This window comes from Cupriavidus necator N-1, from assembly GCF_000219215.1.
In the GTDB taxonomy this organism is placed as follows: domain Bacteria; phylum Pseudomonadota; class Gammaproteobacteria; order Burkholderiales; family Burkholderiaceae; genus Cupriavidus; species Cupriavidus necator.
Map to the genome: position 1 here is coordinate 2824002 of NC_015726.1, position 15855 is coordinate 2839856.

15 protein-coding genes, 1 tRNA gene, 1 pseudogene and 1 riboswitch are annotated in these 15855 nt (G+C 61.1%); of the genes and pseudogenes, 7 read left to right on the plus strand and 10 right to left on the minus strand.

Annotated elements, in window-relative coordinates:
• The first annotated feature begins 214 nt into the window (after positions 1-214).
• The 6 genes and pseudogenes from CNE_RS13265 to CNE_RS13275 all read left to right on the plus strand — a co-directional run bounded on the left by CNE_RS13265 (position 215) and on the right by CNE_RS13275 (position 6254).
• Positions 215-1429 carry a tyrosine-type recombinase/integrase gene (locus CNE_RS13265; protein WP_013957618.1) on the plus strand — a complete coding sequence of 405 codons (1215 nt, stop codon included), beginning with the start codon at positions 215-217 and terminating at the stop codon, positions 1427-1429.
• Positions 1426-1632: pseudogene (locus tag CNE_RS43055) on the plus strand (transcriptional regulator domain-containing protein); the annotation flags it as partial. The gene CNE_RS13265 and the pseudogene CNE_RS43055, both read left to right, overlap by 4 nt.
• A gap of 111 nt (positions 1633-1743) precedes the next feature.
• Positions 1744-2097: a DNA -binding domain-containing protein gene (locus tag CNE_RS41530; protein ID WP_158310025.1), complete on the plus strand. Its 354-nt coding sequence runs from the start codon at positions 1744-1746 to the stop codon at positions 2095-2097.
• A gap of 227 nt (positions 2098-2324) precedes the next feature.
• Positions 2325-3002 (plus strand): hypothetical protein, encoded by a 678-nt coding sequence (locus CNE_RS13270; RefSeq protein ID WP_063712333.1) that lies wholly within the window; start codon positions 2325-2327, stop codon positions 3000-3002.
• Positions 3003-3245: 243 nt separating this feature from the next.
• Positions 3246-3461, plus strand: a complete 216-nt coding sequence (locus tag CNE_RS39250) for a helix-turn-helix transcriptional regulator (protein ID WP_013957620.1) — start codon at positions 3246-3248, stop codon at positions 3459-3461.
• Positions 3462-4895: 1434 nt separating this feature from the next.
• Positions 4896-6254 (plus strand): tetratricopeptide repeat protein, encoded by a 1359-nt coding sequence (locus CNE_RS13275; RefSeq protein WP_158310026.1) that lies wholly within the window; start codon positions 4896-4898, stop codon positions 6252-6254.
• A gap of 143 nt (positions 6255-6397) precedes the next feature.
• On the opposite strand, the gene CNE_RS13280 is transcribed toward CNE_RS13275, so the two are convergent.
• The 10 genes from CNE_RS13280 to ybgC form a co-directional block, all read right to left on the minus strand.
• Positions 6398-6473 (minus strand) — tRNA-Lys (locus tag CNE_RS13280).
• 56 nt (positions 6474-6529) lie between these two features.
• The gene (locus tag CNE_RS13285; RefSeq protein ID WP_013957622.1) at positions 6530-7645 is read right to left on the minus strand and encodes a YeeE/YedE family protein; all 1116 of its coding nucleotides are present in this window, start codon (positions 7643-7645) and stop codon (positions 6530-6532) included.
• Positions 7646-7672: 27 nt separating this feature from the next.
• Positions 7673-8356 (minus strand): 7-cyano-7-deazaguanine synthase QueC, encoded by a 684-nt coding sequence (gene queC, locus CNE_RS13290; RefSeq protein ID WP_013957623.1) that lies wholly within the window; start codon positions 8354-8356, stop codon positions 7673-7675.
• A gap of 127 nt (positions 8357-8483) precedes the next feature.
• On the minus strand, positions 8484-9242 hold the full coding sequence (gene ybgF, locus CNE_RS13295) for a tol-pal system protein YbgF (protein ID WP_013957624.1): 759 nt from the start codon (positions 9240-9242) through the stop codon (positions 8484-8486).
• A 17-nt stretch (positions 9243-9259) separates the two neighbouring features.
• Positions 9260-9766 carry a peptidoglycan-associated lipoprotein Pal gene (pal, locus tag CNE_RS13300; protein ID WP_013957625.1) on the minus strand — a complete coding sequence of 169 codons (507 nt, stop codon included), beginning with the start codon at positions 9764-9766 and terminating at the stop codon, positions 9260-9262.
• A 15-nt stretch (positions 9767-9781) separates the two neighbouring features.
• Positions 9782-11155, minus strand: a complete 1374-nt coding sequence (gene tolB, locus CNE_RS13305; RefSeq protein WP_013957626.1) for a Tol-Pal system beta propeller repeat protein TolB — start codon at positions 11153-11155, stop codon at positions 9782-9784.
• Positions 11156-11360: 205 nt separating this feature from the next.
• Positions 11361-12404 (minus strand): cell envelope integrity protein TolA, encoded by a 1044-nt coding sequence (gene tolA, locus CNE_RS13310; protein ID WP_049800571.1) that lies wholly within the window; start codon positions 12402-12404, stop codon positions 11361-11363.
• Positions 12405-12440: 36 nt separating this feature from the next.
• Positions 12441-12884, minus strand: coding sequence for a protein TolR (gene tolR / locus CNE_RS13315; protein WP_013957628.1), 444 nt, complete (start codon positions 12882-12884; stop codon positions 12441-12443).
• A 71-nt stretch (positions 12885-12955) separates the two neighbouring features.
• The gene (gene tolQ, locus CNE_RS13320) at positions 12956-13639 is read right to left on the minus strand and encodes a protein TolQ (RefSeq protein ID WP_013957629.1); all 684 of its coding nucleotides are present in this window, start codon (positions 13637-13639) and stop codon (positions 12956-12958) included.
• A complete protein-coding gene (ybgC, locus tag CNE_RS13325; RefSeq protein ID WP_010813741.1) occupies positions 13636-14040 on the minus strand; it encodes a tol-pal system-associated acyl-CoA thioesterase in 405 nt (134 codons plus the stop codon). The genes tolQ and ybgC overlap by 4 nt, the downstream gene beginning before the upstream one ends.
• A 155-nt stretch (positions 14041-14195) precedes the next feature.
• Positions 14196-14341: riboswitch (ZMP/ZTP riboswitch) on the plus strand.
• A gap of 127 nt (positions 14342-14468) precedes the next feature.
• Between ybgC and glyA the strand changes: the two genes are divergently transcribed.
• Positions 14469-15716 (plus strand): serine hydroxymethyltransferase, encoded by a 1248-nt coding sequence (gene glyA, locus CNE_RS13330; protein ID WP_013957630.1) that lies wholly within the window; start codon positions 14469-14471, stop codon positions 15714-15716.
• Positions 15717-15855 lie beyond the last annotated feature (139 nt).

The following is a 15855-nucleotide window of genomic DNA, read 5'->3' on the forward strand; positions in this document are numbered from 1 at the left end:
AGGCCCTTCGTAATACTGGTGGGTCGTGCGTGACTCGAACACGCGACCAACGGATTAAAAGTTCTCAACCTTCAGGATAGAGCCCAGTTGAAGAACATCGTCCAGAAGCTCTAATCCCTTGTGGCTACTGGCCCCGCGCCTAGAATGACATCGAAAAGCAGCGAAGGAGTTTTTGCCGCTCCGCTTACAAGATGCTTACTTCTTGGGGCTACTCATGACGTCCAAGGCCAAGCTCACAAAAGCGTACGTTGATAGCTGCAGCACCCCAGGCTTCTATTGGGATACCGCCCTCACAGGGTTTGGGCTGCGCATCAGTGGCACGACCAAGACCTACATCGTACAGGCTCGTATCGCCGGGCGGGACACGCGTCGCAGCATTGGCCGACACGGCGTTCTCACTGCAGAGGAAGCCCGCAAAAAGGCGCGTGAAGCGCTGGCGCTCATGGCAGACGGCACCGACCCGAAGGCCGCCGCGCGGGCGCGCAAGATCGAGGGAATATCCTTGACGCAGGTATTCAACGACTACCTGACACAACACCCTCTGAAACCACGGACGCAGTACGACTATAACGGCTTCATGGCTCGCGCGTTCGCGGATTGGGCCATGAAGCCACTTACCACCATCACCGCCGATATGGTCGAGAAGCGCCATGCTGCCATAGTCAGTCGCAGTGGAGGGGCGCAAGCTGATGGAGCAATGCGGTTCTTGCGCGCGCTCTTCAACTATGCGGAAGGGAAATATGAAAAGGTCACCGGTGAGCCGCTAGTCTCATCGAACCCAACAAAGCGGCTACGGGCACTGAAGCTGTGGGCACGCCCTCCCCGGCGAGAATCGTACGTCCGGGAGGAACAGCTTGCTCGCTGGCATCAAAGCGTCATGGCGCTCGGCAATACCCTTGCATCGGACGACGCCGACACGATGCGGGACTATCTTCTGTTCGTCCTCTTCACTGGCTTACGGCGATCCGAGTCAATGTCCCTACGCTGGGAGTATGTTGATCTGGAGGGTAGGCGATTCACGATCCCATCCGAAAACACGAAAAACAAGCGAAGCCACCCTCTCCCTTTGACAACGCTGACGCTCGAAATCCTACAACGTCGCTGGGCTCAGCGTTCCAATGACTATGTGTTTCCAGGCCGGGGGAAAACTGGACATCTTGTGGAGCCCAAGAAGGCAATAGCCAAGGTCGCGGACGATTCCGGTATCCCCTTCACTCTCCACGATCTCCGCCGAACTTTTGCCACATGCGCTAGTACCGTTATCGACAATCAGTCGACCATAAAGCGCCTCATGAACCACCTAACTGGCGGTCAGGATGTTACCGAGGGATACAAGCAAGGGGTGGAGCGCTTGCGAGAACCAGCTCAACGAGTCACCAACTACATGTTGCAACTGATTGCAAACGGCCTGCCGGCATCCACAACATGACCGGCTTCCCGAACTGGCGATCTGCAACGTCGTATCCCACAGCGAATTCCTTTGCTGAACCATACCGGCGCCAAGATGACCCCTTCTATACCTCCAAAGCGTGGGCTTGGCAGTTTCTTCGACGGAGTGAAGTGTATCAAGCAGACTACCGTGGATTGCAACGTCACTTGGGCAGCACCGAAGCACGGAGCGTCGCCCGTCGCTATGGACTATCGATTATGTGCCCATATGATGAGGAAATACCCGCGTATATTCCCTTTCTAGCCACATCCATTCTTCCCCAGATTGATAGCTGTAACAGGCAACCGCCAGGAATGCTAGAACGCCACCACCTCGCATTCGTATTCGACCTTCGATTGCCGCTGGAGCAGCAACTCGAACTAGCAAGAATTCAGTTTGTAGAGGAACGTGATCGCCGCAAAATCAAATCACCGATCCCGCGCCGCAAGCGTCCTGCAGCACTCGCTCGATACTTGAGAGTGATAGATGCGAAACACGCAGGAGCATCAAATAGAGAAATCGCCCAACAATTCATTGCCGACCGTCTCTACTCATCGGATAGCGCTGGATCGCTCTATGCTGGGCAATATCGCATCGAGCGCGATTGGCAAATAGCCCGCCAGCTCGTCGCACACGGTTATCTCGGTCTTGCCTACTCCTCACGATAGAGCCGCATTTAACGTGACCCATACTCACACCACTTTCTCCGCGCGCTAACCGACAGTACCGCCTCACCAAACCCATGCAAGAAATCAATCGGAAGGATGAGCCAAAACAGTTAGCAATATAGTGCATCCATTCCATTATTTTCTTATGACCCGCGCGTGGACCGGAAACGCAGCAATTGCAATACGGTTTTCCCCCGTTACCCTCTTAATTCCAACCGGAGGAAGTCATGTCAGAAAAATTTCAGAGCCACCAATTAGACATAGCCACCCTATGGGAATCAAGAGACGAGAAGGACTGGCGCTGGGCAGAAGAAGTGGGATACTGGAAACCAATAAAACCAAAGAACATTGCACTAGAAATGGAAATGAACACCCTAGATCCGGCCGCCGTTCTCAAAATGGACGCGCACGAATGGTTTGATTTTCTTCTACACAAATATTTCCTATGGAAATTCACAGCACCAAACCGCTATGCCACCACAACAATGCATTTATTTCGCCAAGCAAAAGATCCAGGCATCGACTGGATTCTAGACGTTAAGGAACTCATCTTTATGTGGGCGGAGACGAATGATATACGAGAAACATTATTGGCAGCGAATAGAATTCTTGGACTAGGAACCGCAGGTGCATCCGGACTGGTGGCATTACTGTTTCCCGACAAGTTCGGGACGGTTGACCAGTTCGTGGTAAAAAGCCTACGCAAAATACCTACACTGCCGTGGGAGCAAAAAATACTACTTGAACACATGAATCCAGAACGCCTAACGATCAAACAAGCGGTGTTCCTAATCGAGATTATGCGCTCGAAAGCACGCACCCTAAACCAAATATTCTTCTGCAATTATTGGACGCCACGGAAAATTGACAAGATACTCTGGTCAATTGATCGCGAGAACGGTTAATGCATTTAATCCGAACTGAGCACACAAACGGAATCCATCAACTTATCGATAGATTCGATCAGCATCAGCCTGCGGCGGAAAGATTTGGAGCTGACATCAAAACATATCGTCACACGTCAACTTCTAGCGCATGATTATTTCGGTTTTTGCCATCACGATAAATCTGCCGATTAAATGGGGGTAGGCTTCCGCCACCGCGTACGCAACAATTGGGTCTCCAATATTGATTAATAGCGAGACACCGTGAAAGACATCACATTCAATGAGCGACTACTTACCCCCGTGGAAACATCTGAAATGGTGGGGAAATCCGTTGCGTGGCTTGCACGCAAGCGATGGGAAGGCGGCGGCATTCCCTATCGAAAAATTGGGCGGCATGTTCGCTACCAATTGACCGACGTTCTCGAATGGCTCAACTCACAACCCCGGCTCATCTCCACCAGCCAGCTAGGCAAATGAAATTAATTTCAGCCTGGCCTCCACTGAAAGCGCCAGTCTATAAGGAGGGCAAGCGTACAAGGAGAGAAGGATGGCGTATAGAACGCCAGTAATGATAGACAAACTTAGTATGACAATAGACATCAACAGTCGCGCTCATAGCGGTGTCCTGCAGCGCCTTCAAGCCATGGAGTTGCACGAGGACGTCTTACGTGTAACGAACGCAGATAGTAACCTGCTCAAGAGCTATCGCTACGCATACCTGGTCAATATTTCCCCAGACCAAGCTTGCACGATTCAGATTGCACCGAAGGATCGCGGAGACCGAAGGAGATTTATGCGTCTAGAATGGAATCCACACAAATCAAGTCGAGGCGGGGGGAATTCGTTTGACCGGATACTCCATTGCCTAAGCGAATGCATACCGACCTTCGACCCCATAGCCGTTATTACTGAATCCAGTATTACACGGATTGACATCTCATTTGACCTATTTCGCGTACCGGTAGATTCTCTTCTGGCATTCACAATCCTCCGAAAGCCGAACTCCAGGCGTTTCGCAGAATTACAACAGGATTACGGCCCGCGCGGGTATCTAAATTCAGTAGATTTGGGGCGTTATGATGCCGATAGGTATCTAGTGATCTATGACAAGAATATCGAACGGAGAAAGCGCGGAATTGGGGGGATTGGCCTATATAAAAACGGCACCACTGTAGGCTATCGCCCCATACCACGGACGAGGTTTGAGCTTCGACTCAGGGACGTAGGTACCTACCGGGATTTTCTCACATTACCTAATCCATACGAGAACTACACGATAACCACGTTCCGTTCGGCTCGCGCGCCATCCCAAGATCATCACTGGGTACATTTTCTAGACTCCTGCGAAGTGCGCGGGGCGCAAGCGGCCCTCTCACTGATCGAGAATCGACGGATAAGGACGCAATACAGGGATGCTCTACGGGCGTGCCAGCCGCCAGACTGGTGGAATCCCTCGCTTCTCTGGGAAGAGGCAAAGAACGCATTCCGTCGGATACTTCTTCCCGACACAAACCCCATTAATGGTCAAACAACGGCGTAAGCTGCGATTTCTTGAGGAAGTTTGAAATTGATTTCAAATAATCGACAGTGCGCATGTGTCATACAAGTCCGAGCTGCTCCGTTCACTTTTCCCCTGGTGGGCGACTTTGAAAGCGCGACTATCAGTTTCTTCGGCAAGCGATCCTCAACCACCTGACCGCCACCGACTCGCACACAGTAAAGCCGTAAGGTAATGCCTCAGCCAAATGGCTGAGTTGGATAGAAAATCGCCCCAGTCTCTTGTATAACCGATCACAATCGGTACGCGAGAATTCGGTAGTACCGACGAGCCGGAATGTACCCTGATCAAGTACCGGACATCGCGAAAGATCGACAATGTCCTTTGGTGCAATGGGAGAGGAAGTACCACCTATGCCTGCTACCAATAGTCAACAGTCACTAAACCGCCAGAAGAGGAAAGACATTATGCGTCTATTTCCGCTTATTTTCGCTACCATCACCCTAATTTCCGGGTGTGGATCTAGCGTTAAAGATGGGATCGCAGCATACGAAAAACAGGACTATATAACCGCCAGAAAAATATTTGAACAGCATTCACACGACAAAGACGCGCAGTACTACTTGGCCGAAATGCACCGCTACGGAAGCGGCGTTTCAAAGAACATCGACGCAGCAGTATCTCTGTATAAAGCGGCAGAGTCCCAAGGACAAACTGACGCCCTCTATGCGCATGGACAACTTCTAGTTAAAGGAGAGGAAGTCCCCCGTGACGTTGAGTCAGGTCTCTCCCTGCTTCAAAGAGCTGGCGAAGCGGGAGAAGCAAGGGCCTATGAGGAGATCGGAAACTTCTACGCATCAGCAAAGGGCGGCGGGCGCGGGCTACTCGCACGGGATGCGTACATGAAGGGGCCGACCAGTATCCTTACCCTGCGCCGCTTAGCGCTACTCTATGAACGCGGAACCGATGACCTCCCGACAATGCCTAATCAAGCACGGGCCACCATGGAGAAGGCGCTAGCAAATCCAGACCCCCGATATCCGGGTCTCACTTTGGCTGTAGCCGCAGACCTCGCCGAGTACTACTTTTATGGCTTTGGCGGCCCACGTGAAGGTGAGAAGGCACGCGATATATTAGCCAAGTACCCAAGTGATAATGGCGCAGATTTCCTTGCTTGGATGAAATATCAAGACACGAGCGCGCAGAACAATCAGCTTGAGGCAGTCACCGTCTGGCAAGCGATGATTGATGAAGCCCGGCGGACCCGGCGTACCTCGCCGAAGTACGCGGAGCTCGGTCTTGTCATTGCGTACCACACTGGCATCGGTGCGCCGCAATTGCCGCTGCGTGCGGCAGCTTACAAGGCCCAGATAATTCCTATTTCCGGGCTCGAATATCTAATGCCGGCATTGGCCGCGCGGGGGCTGATCCCTGGCGGATGCGACGAACCGCTTCGGGCAGACGACCACCCTGGTCGATATCGAGGACTTATGGTGACGGCATATGAAATGATAATCACATGCCTTCAGGCTAGAAGAGAGCCCGTATCGGCCTATTTGGTCGCTCGCCAAGCCCGCCTGCACGGGATAGGCAGCGCCGCAACGTGGCAGATGGAAATTCGCAAGTCAATGAACGCCAAGCAAGCAGCCAGTGCCGCCATGCTTGAAGCCGCCCTTAGTGGCTCGTCACCGAGTTCTCGTGGGATTCATGAGAACATACCTCCGTCCAGGCGCCGCGCCGACAGAACACGCAGCATTGTCAGCGGCTCTTAATGCGGGTCGGTGGCGAATCAGCTTCCGTGCGCGAATCGGCCATCAGTGGACACTTTCCGCTTCGTAAGCGGGCGAAGCGCTTACGCCATGCTTACAAGACGACAAGGGGCTAGCCGCCATCGCTGCTAGCCCCTTGATTTTATTGGTGGGTCGTGCGTGACTCGAACACGCGACCAACGGATTAAAAGTCCGCTGCTCTACCGACTGAGCTAACGACCCGAAAAAACAGAACCGCGATTATAGGGATGCAGTTCTCGATGTGTCAAGCATGCGCCTCAGGCCATGCGCTCCAGACGCCATATCTGGTAGCGGAATGCCAGCACCGCGCCGGCCAGGATACCCGCCAGCGCGATAAACGAGCCAAGCGCCAGGGTCGACACGCCCGACAGCCCCTGCCCGACCGTGCAGCCCAGCGCGGTCACGCCGCCCGCACCCATCAGGATGCCACCGACCATATGGTTGGCGACGTCCTCGGCATTGCCGAAGCCTTCCCAGCGGAACGTGCGCGTGGCCAGGGCATAGGCCGCCGCGCCGGCGATCACGCCGAACACGCTGACGATGCCGACCGTCGCCACCTTGCTCTTGTCGCTGAACATCATCAGCCAGTCGAGCGTGTAGGCATAGGGTGCGACGAAGCTCAGGCTTTCCATGCGGCCGCTGTTGGTCGAGACGAACAGTTCTTCAAGCGTGTTGGGGTCTTCGGCCACGTAGCCGAGGTGGCCCGACACATACCACATCGCCACGATGATCAGCCCGACGCCGATGCCGCCAAGCAGGTTGTCGAACGAGCGGAAGCCGCGGCCGGCCAGCGCCCACAGCACCAGCACGCCGCCCAGCGCCAGGCCCAGGCCCAGCTGCAGCGCGCCGCGCGCGAGCCCCGTGCCCTGCGCCAGCACGGACGGCAGGTCTTGCGTGGTGGGCAGCGTCAGCGCCACCGCGTCGACGGTATTCACGCGCACCACGCCGAACAGCCCGCGCAGCGTCATGTAGGCCGACAGGCCCAGGAAGACAAAGACCACCAGCGACTTCAGGTTGCCGGCGCCGATGCGCACCAGCGTCTTGCTGCCGCAGCCCGACGCCAGCACCATGCCGAAGCCGAACATCAGCCCGCCGGCCAGCGCCGACAGCCAGCCCAGCTTGCTGGCGGTGTAGATGGTCTTGGTGGGGTCGATCGCGCCGGTCCAGGCCAGCACGCCGGTGCCGATCATGGCCACGCCGATCGCCAGCACCCACATGCGCATGCGGCTCCAGTCACCCATGTTGACGATGTCAGAGACCGCGCCCATGGTGCAGAAGTGCGTGCGCTGCAGCACGGCGCCAAACAGGAAGGTCAGGACGAACGTGCTCAGCAGCACGGTGCGCGAGAGCGCGGCGAGGTCGATTTCAGGCATGTCGGGGGCGTGAACGGCGGCTTGAGATCAGGCAGCGGCCTGGTAGCGGGTCGGATCGGGCACACCGGCGGCTTCAAAGCCGGCCCGGCGGATGCGGCACGAATCGCACACGCCGCAGGCGCGGCCGTCGTCGTCGGCCTGGTAGCACGACACCGTCAGGCTGTAGTCCACCCCCAGCGCGATGCCGGCGCGGATGATCTCGCCCTTGGTCATGTCGATGATGGGCGCATGCACGCGGAAGCGGTCGCCCTCGACCCCGGCCTTGGTGGCGAGGTTGGCCAGCGTTTCATAGGCCGCGACGTATTCCGGGCGGCAGTCCGGGTAACCGGAGTAGTCGACCGCATTGGCGCCGAAGAACAGGTCGCGCCCGCCGACGGCCTCGGCCCAGCCGAGCGCCAGCGACAGCATGATGGTGTTGCGCGCCGGCACGTAGGTGACCGGGATGCCACCGGAAGCGCCGTCGGTCGGCACCGCGAGCGTGTCGTCGGTCAGCGCCGAGCCGCCGAAGCGGCGCAGGTCCAGGTCGATGATCTCGTGGCGCGTGGCGCCCAGCGCGGCCGCCACGCGCTTGGCGGCTTCCAGTTCAGAGGAGTGGCGCTGGCCATAGCGCATCGACAGCGCATAGGTCTCGAAGCCCTGGGCGCGGGCCATGGCGAGTACGGTGGCGGAGTCGAGTCCGCCGGACAGCAGGACGATGGCGCGTTGGGTCATGATCGGGAGCGCGCCGTCTGGGCGCGCAAAAGATTCAGGCGAATCGCGTATTTTAGCGCGGCCCAAGAAAAAGGCCCGCCGAAGCGGGCCTTGCAGACAGGACCGGGCGTGCCGGCCGCTTCCGGAGTTACTTCAACGTCTTCAGCCGGTTGCTGGCCGCCTGCGCGCCTTCGGTGCCCGGATACTTGGCCACCACCTGCTCCAGCGTCTTGCGCGCGGCCGCCTTCTGGCCGGACTCGAGCTGGTTGTTGGCAACCGCGATCATCGCGTCCGGCACCTTGGGATGCGTCGGGTTGGCGTTGATCATGTTCTGCAGCACCGAGGTGGAGCCCTTGTAGTCGCGCTGCGCATACAGCGAGTTGCCGAGCCAGTATTGTGCCAGCGGCGCGTACGGGCTCTGCGGGTACTTCTTGATGAACGCCGAGAACGAACTCCCGGCGCTCTTGAAGTCGCCCGCCTGGAACTGCTTGAGCGCGGCATCGTATTCGGGCTTTTCGCCAGGCTGCGACAGGCCTTCGCGGCCTTCGACCGTGACCTGCTGCGGCTCGAATTTCTTCAGGCGCGCGTCCAGGTCGGCGTAGTAGTCCTTCTGCTGCTTCTGCAGCGCGTCCACCGTGTTCTGCAGCACTTCGTTCTGGCCGCGCAGCCGCGCCACTTCCTGGCGCAGGCCCTCGAGCTGGTTCTCCATGTCGATCGTGGTGCGGCTGTTCTGCTCGATGCGCTGCGTCGCGGTCGCCTGGAAACCGTTGAACTGGTCGCGCAGGGTGATGACCGCCTTGCGCGCCTCGTCATCGTCGAACACTCCGGCATGCGCCTGCGACAGCGGCAGCATGCCGCCGCCGGCGACGGCGGCGAGCCACAACAAGGTGGAAACGCGTGCTTTCATGGATGGCTATCCGCAGATCAGTAGTTGATGTCCGCGCGGCGGTTTTCGGCCCACGAGGCTTCATCATGGCCGGCGGCCTTGGGCTTTTCCTTGCCCAGGCTCACGGCTTCCATTTGGGTGTCGGGCACACCCATCGAGGCCAGCGAGCGGCGCACGGCTTCGGCACGCTTCTGGCCCAGCGCCAGGTTGTACTCGCTGGTGCCGCGTTCGTCGGTGTTGCCCTGGATCAGGATCTTGCGGCCTTTGTTCGAGCCCAGGTACTTGGCGTGCTCGCCCAGCATGCCCTGGTAGTCAGACTTGACGCTGTAGCTGTCGAAGTCGAAGTACACGCTGCGCTTGGCCAGCGGGCTGTTCGGATCGTTCAGCGGATCGGCGGCCGTCACCGGGGTCACGGCGCGCGCATCGGCACCGGTGCCCGCGCCGGCGCCGGCTTTGGCGGTGTCGTCCAGCTTGACGCCGGAGCTGCAGGCGCCAAGGGCCAGCAGTGCGGCAACGGCAAGGGTTTTGCTCATCAGTTGGGGCATGGTGAATGACTCCTGTTATTGCATGAAAGGACCCCAGGACGGCTCGCGAACATCGCCGGACTGGAGGGACAGAACCTGCCGGGTACGCCCGTCAGTGGAAACCGCCGCCAGCACCGCGCGACCGCCCACTCGGGTGGCATAGAGGATGTACTTGCCGTTGGCGGCAAAGCTGGGCGCTTCGTCGTTGGCCGTATCGGTCAGCGACGTCACGTCGCCGTTGCTCAGGTCCTGCAGCTGCAGCTTGAAGCCGCCCGTGCGCGAGATGTACGCCAGGTACTTGCCGTCCGGCGAAATACGCGGGCTCACGTTGTAGCTGCCCTTGAAGGTGACACGTTGCGCACCGCCACCTTCCTCGCCGGAAGCGGGCATGCGGTAAACCTGCGGCGCACCGCCGCGGTCGCTGGTGAAGTAGATGCTCTTGCCGTCGGGCGAGTACTGCGGCTCGGTGTCGATGGCACTGCTGCGGGACAGGCGGCGGACGCCGGAGCCGTCGGCATTGACCTGGTAGACCTGGGTATTGCCGTCGCGCGACAGCGCCAGTGCCAGGTGCTGGCCGTCAGGCGACCACGACGGCGCGCTGTTGTTGCCCTTCTGGTTCGACACCAGCGTGCGCTTGCCGCTGGCCAGGTCGTGCACATACACCACCGGCTTCTTGGCCTCGAACGAGACATAGGCCACGCGCGCGCCGTCCGGCGACCACGACGGCGAGATGATCGGCTCGTTGCTGGTCAGCGCCACCTGCGCGTTCTGGCCGTCCGAGTCGGAAATCAGCAGCTGGTAGCGGCCGCCCACCTTCGACACGTAGGACAGGCGCGTGGCAAACACGCCGCGCTCGCCCAGCAGCTTTTCATAGATGTAGTCGGCGATCTTGTGCGCGGTCACGCGCAGCTGGGACTGGTTGACGGTAAAGGCCAGCCCGCCCAGGCTCTGGCCCTTGACGGTGTCGTACAGGCGGAAGCGGACCTCATACTTGCCGCCGGCGGCCGGGGTCACGCTGCCGGCGACGAAGGCATCGGCGCCGCGCGACTTCCAGCTGCCCAGGTCGACATTGGCGGATTCCGCCACCGTGGCGCCGCCCGGATCGACATTGCGCAGGCGCCCGCTGCGCGTCAGGTCGGCGCGGATGATCGCGGTCAGGTTCTGCGGGGCCTGGGCCTCGCCCTGGAAGTTGGCGGTCGCAACCGGAATCTGGCTGGAACCGACCCCGGAGATCTCAACGTTGAGTTGCGCGTGCGCGGCGCCGGCTGCCATCGTCATCGCCGCGGCCAGCCAGGCCATCAGCGCGCGGCGGCCGGCCAGGGGGGCCGGGCCGATGGCGCGTTGGGATTCGGGTTGGGTTGCGTTGTGCCGCCTCGCGGACAGCCAGTTGGGGGCCCAAAGCTTTCGCATGCTGCTCCTCAGTCGATTACAAGATTCGTCGGGCACGGCAGGCAATCGGCAAAACGGGCAGGTCGGGCGCTGCGCATGGCGCATGCCCGATCTGCGTGCGTGCTGCACACTGCCGGCCGCGTCAGGCAACCTGCCATGGTAGCGATGGGACTGAAACCCGGCGATGAAGGTTGCATTATGTTGCAAATCATGCGTTACGGGCCACTCAGTCCTTCGGCCGGAAGGTGATGGTGAAGCTGGCCGGCGCCTTGCCGTCCTCGTCACGCGGCAGCGGGTCGGAACGCTCGACCGCGCGCAGCACGGCGTTGTCCCACGCCGAGTTGCCGCTGGACTTGGCCAGCCGCGCCGACATCAGCGAGCCGTCCGGCGCCAGCCGCACAGACACCACCGCAGTCGGGTTGCCGTCTACGTCGTCGGTGAAGACGATGTTCGGTTTCACGCGGCGGCGTACGCGGTCGGGATAGCCGGGCGAAGCCTTGCCACCGCCGCCGGCACCCGCGCCGGCCGTGCTGCCCACGCCGCCACCGCCCGCGCCGGAGCCGCCGGCCAGCGCCTGCAGGCGCGCCAGCTCGCTCTTGCGCTGGGCACTGGCCGCAGCCTCGCGCTTGGCCTTGGCGTCGGCATCCGCCTTGGCCTTGGCCTTGTTCTCGGCGTCAGCCTTGGCCTTGGCGTCCGCCTGGGCCTTGGCGTCCGCCTGGGCCTTGGCCTTGGCGTCCGCTTCCTTGCGTTCTGCTTCCTTGCGCTCGGCCTGCTCCTTGCGCTGCTGTTCCTGCTGCTGCGCTGCCTTCTTCTTCGCGTCGTCCTTGCGCTGGGCTTCCTTGCGCTCGGCCTCGCGCTGTTCCGCTTCCCTGCGCTCGGCTTCCTTGCGTTCCGCCTCTTTGCGCTCGGCTTCCTTGCGCGCGGCCGCCTGCTTGCGCTCGGCCTCTTCGCGCGCTGCCGCCTCGGCACGGCGCTTCTGGCGTTCCAGCGCGATGTCGGCGTCGTCCTCGACCTTGCTCTTCACCTCGGGCAGCGGCGGGGCCGGGCGCGGCTGCACCACCGGCGCCGGCGGCGGCGGCGGGGGCGCGGTGGCGGCCGGAATCTCTTCCCACAGCTCGGCCTCGGCGCCGACCGGGGTGCTGCTCTGCAAGCGCACGCCGTAGTACAGCACGACAGCCAGCAGCATGTGCATGAAGAGCGCGAACAGGAAGGAACGCAGGGTTCCCCGCTCCTTGACCGGCTGGTAGGGATAGGCGGCGACGGTCTTCATCAGGCGCAACGGCAATCAGATAGGCGCTTCAATGCGTCAGGAGGTCTTGGACTTGACCATCAGGCCGACGCGCTTGATGCCATCGGCTTTCAGGATCGACATCACGTCCAGCACCGCCTCGTACTTGACCGAGCGGTCGGCGGCAATCACCACCGGCTGGTCGGGATTCTCGTTCTGGCGCTGGTGCACAAAGTCGAGCAGGCCCTGCTTGTCGACCTTGCGCTCGAAGGCATTGCCGGCGTTGTCCTTGCCGCGCGCGGTGAGCTGGCCGCTCTCGTGCACGGTGACCACGATCGGCGGCGCCTTCTGCTGCGGCGTGGCGTTGGCTACGGTGGGCAGGTCGACGGTGGCGGGGCTCACGATCGGCGCCGCCACCATGAAGATGACCAGCAGCACGAGCATGACGTCGATATACGGCACGACATTGATCTCGGCGCTGGCCCGGCGGCGCGAGCCGCCGCGGCGCTGAATGGCTGCCATTGCAGGACTCCTGGAAACGCCGGCCCGGGCTTGCGCCCGGACCGTCTGGATTAGATTCGATACGTGTGCAGTTAGCGTGCCTGCCGTTGCAGGATGTTCAGGAACTCTTCCATGAAGCTCTCGAACCGGATCGCCAGGCGGTCGATCTCCGTGGCATAGCGGTTGTAGGCGATCACCGCCGGAATCGCCGCGAACAGGCCGATCGCGGTCGCCACCAGCGCCTCGGCAATACCGGGGGCCACCGATGCGAGCGTCGCCTGCTGCACATTCGACAGGCCGCGGAATGCGTTCATGATCCCCCATACCGTGCCGAACAGGCCGATATACGGGCTCACCGAACCCACCGACGCCAGGAACGGCAGATGCGATTCCAGCACATCCATCTCGCGCTGGTAGGCCGCGCGCATCGCGCGCCGGGCCGCATCGAGCAGCGCGCCGGCTTCGTTGCCGCGCTCGCGCGCCTTCAGGAACTCGCCCATGCCGGATTCAAAGATCCGCTCCAGCGCGCCGGTGTTGTGGCGGTTGTTGACGGCACTGTTATATAGCGCCTGCAGGTCGCCGCCGGCCCAGAAGTCGCGTTCGAACCCCTCGGTCTGGGTGCGTGCTGAGCGCACCGCCAGGTGCTTGCGGAAGATATAGGTCCACGAAAATAGGGACATGACGAGCAACAGCACCATGACGGCCTGTGCCAGCAGGCTGGCGTGGAGCACCAGCGTTACGATCGACATGTCTTGCGTGACGGTCACGGGATTCATCGTGCGGACTTGATGGTAGCTAGAACGGGGTCGGGAATCGGGGCGGGACGGAAAGTGCTTCGATCGACACACCCAACGCGGATCGCGCCAGATGCCAGCATCAGCTCGCCACGCCAGGCTTCCTGGGTGAACTGGACCGACGCCGGGCCGACCCGGTCGATGCGCGTGCGGATCTCGAGCTGGTCATCCAGCCGGGCGGGCGCATTGTAGTCCACCGCCGTACTGCGGACGATAAAGACCACGCCCGCCTCGTCGGCGAGCGACTGCTGCTCGATGCCGAGCGCACGCAGCCACTCGGTGCGGGCGCGCTCGAAGAACTTCAGGTAGTTGGCGTAGAACACTACGCCACCCGCGTCGGTGTCTTCCCAGTACACCCGCAGGGTCCAGACAAAGTTTGTCATGGCCGCGATTGTAACGGAGAGCGATAGCGGTTTCGTGTAAACCCGCATGACGACTTTGCAACAGCAAGTTGCTGGCCAGCCCTTGCCAGCGCTTGCCTGGCGGGGCCGACGGCTTGCGGCGGGCGCCCGCCTCGCGCTACACTGCGCGCAACCATTCCATCTTGCGCGACTGGCGAAGTCAGTGGGCACTACCACGAGGAAGCGCAAGTTCTCTGGCGTGACGTTCATTGCGCGTTCGCGTAACGTTCAGCACGCCTAGGCGTGAAGTTGCTTGCGCCTGCCGCTCGCCTGGGCAGCGAATGGGAAGCAGGGTGCGCCCTGCACCGACGGTTACAACGTGCCGCCGGTGCTGGTCGCCGCTAGCCTTCCCCGCGCGCCCTACCCCCGATGCGTGAATCGGATTCCCTATTTTTCAGACGAGTTTCGCCATGTTCGAACGCAGCCGTTTTACGATCGACCAGATCGACCCCGAGGTCTTTGCCGCCATCCAGCAGGAAAACCAGCGCCAGGAAGACCACATCGAGCTGATCGCCTCCGAGAACTACACCTCGCCGGCCGTGATGGCCGCCCAGGGTTCGCAGCTGACCAACAAGTACGCGGAGGGCTATCCCGGCAAGCGCTACTACGGCGGTTGCGAGTACGTCGACGTGGTCGAGCAGCTGGCCATTGACCGCGTCAAGCAGCTGTTCGGCGCCGAAGCCGCCAACGTGCAGCCCAACTCGGGCTCGCAGGCCAACCAGGGTGTGTACTTCGCCGTGCTCAAGCCGGGCGACACCATCATGGGCATGAGCCTGGCCGAAGGCGGCCACCTGACCCACGGCATGGCCCTGAACATGAGCGGCAAGTGGTTCAACGTGGTCAGCTACGGCCTGAACGCCCAGGAAGACATCGATTACGATGCGCTGGAAAAGCTGGCGCAAGAGAAGAAGCCCAAGCTGATCATCGCCGGCGCCTCGGCCTTCGCGCTGCGCATCGACTTCGAGCGCATCAGCAAGGTGGCCAAGTCGATCGGCGCCTACTTCATGGTCGACATGGCCCACTACGCCGGCCTGATCGCCGCGGGCGTCTACCCGAACCCGGTGCCGCACGCCGACTTCGTCACCACCACCACGCACAAGAGCCTGCGCGGCCCGCGCGGCGGCGTGATCCTGATGAAGGCCGAGCACGAGAAGGCCATCAACTCGGCGATCTTCCCCGGCATCCAGGGCGGCCCGCTGATGCACGTGATCGCCGGCAAGGCGGTCGCGTTCAAGGAAGCGCTGACGCCTGAGTTCAAGGCCTACCAGCAGCAAGTGGTGAAGAACGCCGCCGTGCTGGCCGAGACCCTGATCGCGCGCGGCCTGCGCATTGTCTCGGGCCGTACCGAAAGCCACGTGATGCTGGTCGACCTGCGCGCCAAGAACATCACCGGCAAGGAAGCCGAGCGCATCCTGGGCGAGGCGCATATCACCGTCAACAAGAACGCCATCCCCAACGATCCGGAAAAGCCGTTCGTGACCTCGGGCATCCGCCTGGGCTCGCCGGCCATGACCACGCGCGGCTTCAAGGAAGAAGAAGCCCGCATCGTCGGCAACCTGATCGCCGATGTGCTGGACAACCCGCACGACGCCGCCAACATCGCCAGCGTGCGCGAGCAGGCGGCAGCCCTGACCAAGCGTTTCCCGGTCTACGGCTGATGCATCGAGGCCGCCCATGCGGGTTCGCATGAGCGGCCGGCAGCTCCGCAAGCCGGCGCCCCGGGGCACCGGCTTGCGGGCCTCGCCAACCCGCCCCGCCACCGCAGAACGACAACACGGACAAGGCGACGGGGTTCAA

Bases quoted from the DNA above. Each gene is read 5' to 3' on its own strand.
- ybgC (WP_010813741.1), bottom strand. From the start codon at position 14,040: ATGACAAACTTTGTCTGGACCCTGCGGGTGTACTGGGAAGACACCGAC.
- glyA (WP_013957630.1), top strand. From the start codon at position 14,469: ATGTTCGAACGCAGCCGTTTTACGATCGACCAGATCGACCCCGAGGTC.
- tolA (WP_049800571.1), bottom strand. From the start codon at position 12,404: ATGAAGACCGTCGCCGCCTATCCCTACCAGCCGGTCAAGGAGCGGGGA.
- tolR (WP_013957628.1), bottom strand. From the start codon at position 12,884: ATGGCAGCCATTCAGCGCCGCGGCGGCTCGCGCCGCCGGGCCAGCGCC.
- ybgF (WP_013957624.1), bottom strand. From the start codon at position 9,242: ATGAAAGCACGCGTTTCCACCTTGTTGTGGCTCGCCGCCGTCGCCGGC.
- CNE_RS13270 (WP_063712333.1), top strand. From the start codon at position 2,325: ATGTCAGAAAAATTTCAGAGCCACCAATTAGACATAGCCACCCTATGG.
- CNE_RS41530 (WP_158310025.1), top strand. From the start codon at position 1,744: ATGCTAGAACGCCACCACCTCGCATTCGTATTCGACCTTCGATTGCCG.
- queC (WP_013957623.1), bottom strand. From the start codon at position 8,356: ATGACCCAACGCGCCATCGTCCTGCTGTCCGGCGGACTCGACTCCGCC.
- tolB (WP_013957626.1), bottom strand. From the start codon at position 11,155: ATGCGAAAGCTTTGGGCCCCCAACTGGCTGTCCGCGAGGCGGCACAAC.
- tolQ (WP_013957629.1), bottom strand. From the start codon at position 13,639: ATGAATCCCGTGACCGTCACGCAAGACATGTCGATCGTAACGCTGGTG.
- CNE_RS13275 (WP_158310026.1), top strand. From the start codon at position 4,896: ATGCCTGCTACCAATAGTCAACAGTCACTAAACCGCCAGAAGAGGAAA.
- pal (WP_013957625.1), bottom strand. From the start codon at position 9,766: ATGCCCCAACTGATGAGCAAAACCCTTGCCGTTGCCGCACTGCTGGCC.
- CNE_RS13285 (WP_013957622.1), bottom strand. From the start codon at position 7,645: ATGCCTGAAATCGACCTCGCCGCGCTCTCGCGCACCGTGCTGCTGAGC.
- CNE_RS13265 (WP_013957618.1), top strand. From the start codon at position 215: ATGACGTCCAAGGCCAAGCTCACAAAAGCGTACGTTGATAGCTGCAGC.